Consider the following 4419-nt stretch of genomic DNA (forward strand, 5'->3'; position numbering starts at 1 on the left):
TGCCCGCCGTAAACCCGGCTGGATCGACTTCGATGCCGCTATGGTGCTGGACGAGGGGCTGGACACCGCAACCGACGCACTCATGACCCGCATCTGCGCGATCGCGTCGGGCGAACCCGCCCGCAACGAGATCAACGGCGAACGCGACATCGCCATCTGGAAGCGCGGCGTGACGTTGTAACCGACCCGATCAGATCGGCCAAGCCTCGCGCCGATAGGCCGAGTCCCAGAACATCCACTCATAGCGCGTCGCCACGCGGAACGCCTGGGCCATAGCGTCCCGCACGGCCGGACTCGCCGCCTCCGCTGCTGCATCCACCAACGCCCGCACACGATCTGTCGCTTCGCCAAATTCAGGCGCGGCATAGGTGTCGATCCACGGCGCATAGGGGTTGGGGCTGACAGCCTGCGGCCGGATCGCGCAGCCCACTTCCCAATAGACCCAGAAGCACGGCAATATCCCCGCGATCAATTCCTCATAAGTCCGCGTCGCGGCCAGGCTGGCGAGATAGCCGGTATAGCCCCGGCACGCCGGGCTGGGCTCGACCGCCGCCGCCATGTCGCCGCTTACCCCGAACTGCGCGAAAAAGGCCTGGTGCAAACCTTCCTCGACCTGCACTGCCACCTTGGCCCCATCGGAAAATTCCAGCCGCCCGGCCGCACTCGGCGCGCGCGCCGCCGCGATCGCCAGCACCCGCGCATATTCGGCGAGGTAGAGGCTGTCCTGCACGATATAGTGCTGGAAACTGGCCGACGGCAATGTCCCCGCCGCCAGTTCGGTCAGGAAAGGGTGGGCCAAGATGGCTTGCCGCAACGGCGCGACCTCGTCCCAAATCTCTGCGCAAAAGCTCATCATCTCGTCTCCTGTCAGAACTTGACTGAGGCGCTCGCCCCGAACTGGCGGCCGGTATTGATCGTGAAACTGTCGAACGGCCCATTGGGACCAATCCCCAACAACAGCGGCAATTGCTGCTGGCCAAAGGCGGAGATCGCCCAGCGCTTGTCGAACAGATTTTTCGCCCAGATGTCGAACGTCCAAGCGCCCTGCGTCACGCCGATCCGCCCGTCGACCGACGTATAGCCCGGCGTATGCAAGATATTGTCGATCTCGAAATCCACCCGCGACACATAAGCGACGCTCAGCCGCGCATCGACCAGCGCTGGTCCTGCCGCGCCCTCCCAGCCGATCCCGCCATTGACCGTCCAGTCGGGCGCATTGGGCGTCCGCTTACCGCTCATATCGACGATCGCCGGTTCACCCGACTCCGGCGTCGGATTGGGGGTCAGATAGCGACCCGTGCGGCTATGCGTCCAGGCGATCCCGCCATCGACGCGGAACCCTGCGCCCAGCGCCACATCGCCCGACGCCTCCAACCCATGGACATCGACTTGCGGCACCGACAGCACCACCGAATTGCCCAGGAAGACCGTATTCTGGAAATTGCTATAGTCGGTGACGAAGCCCGCGATCGACCCACGCACCCGGCCATCGCTGCTCTGCGCCTTGACGCCGACCTCGACCGACTTGGTCGTCTCGCCGGGGAACACGGCTTGCCACACATCCGTCGCGCCGGGCAGGGGATTGAACCCGCCCGCCTTGAAACCAACCGCGCCGGTCACATAAGCGGTCAGGTTCGCATTGGGCCGCCACGCCAGCGAAACCTTGGGCTGCCATTTGTCAAACGTCCGCGCCCGCTGCGCCACCAGCGCGCCGCTTGTCGAGCCGACCGTATCTTCCTTGCGCCGATCGCGGTCGTAGCGCAGCGCGGCGGTCAATTCGATCTGCGGCGCAATGTCGTAGCTCGCCTGAGCGAAGACACCGATCTGGTTCGAGCGTGTCTCCGCGCGTAACGCTTCCGCGCCGAACAGCAAAGGCCCGAAATCGTCGGTCCGGTCGCGCTCCAGCCGCTGGAAAAACAGCCCGACATGCCAACGTAGCGGACCATCGGTCATCGATGTCAGCCGCAACTCGCTGGTCCAGGCCAGAATATCAACGGGTTGAGAGATGGGCTGGATACCATCTGGAAAGAGCGGAATACCGCCTAGCGTGATTGGCGTGTCGTTGCGGAAATCCAGTTCCTCGACGAAATCCTTATGATATTCGTCATAGCCGCCGGTCCAGCTCAGGCTCAGGGTATCACCCAGCAGCTGCTCATAAGTCGCTTGAACGCCCCAATAATTGCGGTCGGAACGTCCCTCGAAATCGCCGAACGGATCGGTCAGCGCATCGCCTGCCAGCCTACCACCGTAAAGACCGGTCACATTGCCCGACGAGATATAGGCCGCGCCGCCTTCCTCCTCGGCCCAACTCGCGCGCAGTTTGAAGGTCGCGGTTTCGCTCAGCACCATCGTCGCCTTCAGCCGCAGGTTGCGGCTGATCTGGCCATCGACTTTTTTGTCGAGGAAGCTGTTGCGGATGAACCCTTCGCTGTTGCGATAGGAACCCGCCAACCGCACTTGCACACGGTCGGACAGCGGCGCATTGACCACGCCATCGGCGGTCCAAGTGAACCCATTGCCGATACCGACCGCCGCTTCGCCACCCCAATCCGGGCCGGGCTCATTCGTCGCCACGGCAATCGCGCCGCCCGATGCCGAGCGGCCGAACAGCGCGCCCTGCGGTCCCTTCAATATCTCGACCCGCGCGACATCATAGGTTCGCAGGGTGAAGAGTTCGGAATCGGCCAGCGCCAAACCATCAACGATATAAGCGATAGAAGGCGACTGGCTGCGATTGGTCGATACGCCACGTACCGATATCAAATTCGTACCTGGATCCTGATCATTGATGATGAAGATGCCCGGCGTTGCCGCGATGAAATCGTCGATCGTCGTCATCTTGCGCGCGGCAATGGCGGCGGGACCATAGACGGTCACCGTATCGGGGACGCCGATCTGCGCTTCCTCGCGCCCCCGCGCCGTGACGATGATGCGATCCGCCTCGCTCCCTTCGGCCGCCCGCGCCGCATTGGACAATACGAATGCGAAGGGTAGGGTGGACAGACAGGTAAACGAGATGATGGCGTAACGACGCATAGTCCCTATTCCTCCGCCGGTATGAGCCGGATCAGGTTCGCGGGTTTGCGGACTAGGCACCCCTTGCGCCCGATCCGCGTCTCAGCCCTGACAGCGCCAGGACACCCCGTGGGTGAATGTGCGCCTGCGACTATGCGCAGAATGTGCGAACGTCAAACGCTTCCGTGATTGGGAGGGGCCGCATAGTTTATGCTGCGGCTAGCTCCATCGAAACGCCGCAAACAAAGGCGGTTTCGATTTGAAGCGCGACATCCATGGGATGCGTAGCATTTCATCCAGGGTGGGGCGAGCCCCACCCTGGATGGCAAATCTACCGGGCGTTGAGGAGGGTGATTTGCTCTCCCAGAACGTCATGCGGGGTGCGATAGTTCAGGCACTTGCGAGGGGTGCTGTTGATGCGATCAGCAACGGCCTGGATTTCCTTATCCGATAGCAACGCCAGGTCCGTGTCAGACGGCAGGAAGCGCCGTATGCGACCGTTGCTGTTTTCCACGCTGCCCTTTTGCCAGGGTGCCGATGGCAGGCAGAAATAGCTCGTCATCGCGAGTTTCTTCTGGAGTGTCACAAAGGCAGCAAATTCCGTTCCCCGGTCAAAGGTGATGCTCTGACGCAGGGAAGGGGGCAGCATGTGCAAGTGGTGCTGGATTCCCGACATGACGCCGGCGGAATGCCGACTGGGATTGCGGGCGAGGATAGTAAACCGGCTGCGGCGCTCGACCAGCGAGGTGAGGTTGGCTTTGCCATATTCCAACCTGAAGGTCATCAGGCGCCTTCCCAATGACCAAAGCTCCTGCGATTACCGATTTCGGAAGGGCGTTTGCCAATGGTGTTGGCCAAAGGGATATGCAGACCGCGGGGCTTGCGCGCATAGCGCTGCCGTCGAGATCGACGGGCAACAGGCAGAAGGCGCCACAGGCCCTGGCTTCGTCCGTCCGGCCCATAGACGAACTGGTAGATGGTCTCGTGACAGACGGCTTCACGATTACCGCGATGGCGTCGAAGGTATCCCGCAATCTGCTCCGGCGACCAGGCTGCTGACAAGCGGTCGGCGATATAGGCGGCAAGCTCGGGCTTTCGGGCGATTTTGCCGCCACGCACCCGGCGCCTGTCCGCCATCGTTTGTGCGGCCGTTGGAAAATAGCCACGAAACACCGGCTCGTCATCGAGATGCTGATTACGTTTGAGCTCGCGATAGATGGTCGAACGATGTCGCTGCAGCGACGCTGCTATCTGATGCACGGACCGCCCGGTTGCAGCCAGTTGATAGATCTGTCGCCGCTCATCCAAACCCAGATGCTGGTAGCCGTTCATCATGTGCCTTCCTGGAAAGGGGATCAAACCCCTATAAATCCTAGGATTTCGCACTTCGATCTAGAATCCACC

The 4419-nt window shown here is 61.9% G+C and carries 2 protein-coding genes, 2 pseudogenes and 1 riboswitch; of the genes and pseudogenes, 1 reads left to right on the forward strand and 3 read right to left on the reverse strand.

Annotation, left to right across the window (positions count from 1 at the left end; all coding sequences use genetic code 11):
- Positions 1–181 (forward strand): annotated as a pseudogene (locus IL54_RS22620) (UxaA family hydrolase); the annotation flags it as partial.
- Positions 182–190: 9 nt separating this feature from the next.
- Here IL54_RS22620 and tenA read toward each other — a convergent pair.
- From tenA to IL54_RS25795, 3 genes and pseudogenes are all read right to left on the reverse strand, one after another.
- Positions 191–856 carry a thiaminase II gene (gene tenA, locus IL54_RS02780; protein ID WP_237748765.1) on the reverse strand — a complete coding sequence of 222 codons (666 nt, stop codon included), beginning with the start codon at positions 854–856 and terminating at the stop codon, positions 191–193.
- 11 nt (positions 857–867) lie between these two features.
- Positions 868–3036 carry a TonB-dependent receptor gene (locus tag IL54_RS02785; protein ID WP_037473019.1) on the reverse strand — a complete coding sequence of 723 codons (2169 nt, stop codon included), beginning with the start codon at positions 3034–3036 and terminating at the stop codon, positions 868–870.
- Positions 3028–3155: riboswitch (TPP riboswitch) on the reverse strand. Its footprint overlaps the gene before it by 9 nt.
- A 191-nt stretch (positions 3156–3346) precedes the next feature.
- Positions 3347–4350: pseudogene (locus tag IL54_RS25795) on the reverse strand (IS30 family transposase).
- Positions 4351–4419: the final 69 nt, after the last annotated feature.

Origin of the sequence: Sphingobium sp. ba1, assembly GCF_000743655.1 — a bacterium.
Lineage (GTDB): Bacteria > Pseudomonadota > Alphaproteobacteria > Sphingomonadales > Sphingomonadaceae > Sphingobium.

Bases quoted from the DNA above. Each gene is read 5' to 3' on its own strand.
- tenA (WP_237748765.1), bottom strand. From the start codon at position 856: ATGATGAGCTTTTGCGCAGAGATTTGGGACGAGGTCGCGCCGTTGCGG.
- IL54_RS02785 (WP_037473019.1), bottom strand. From the start codon at position 3,036: ATGCGTCGTTACGCCATCATCTCGTTTACCTGTCTGTCCACCCTACCC.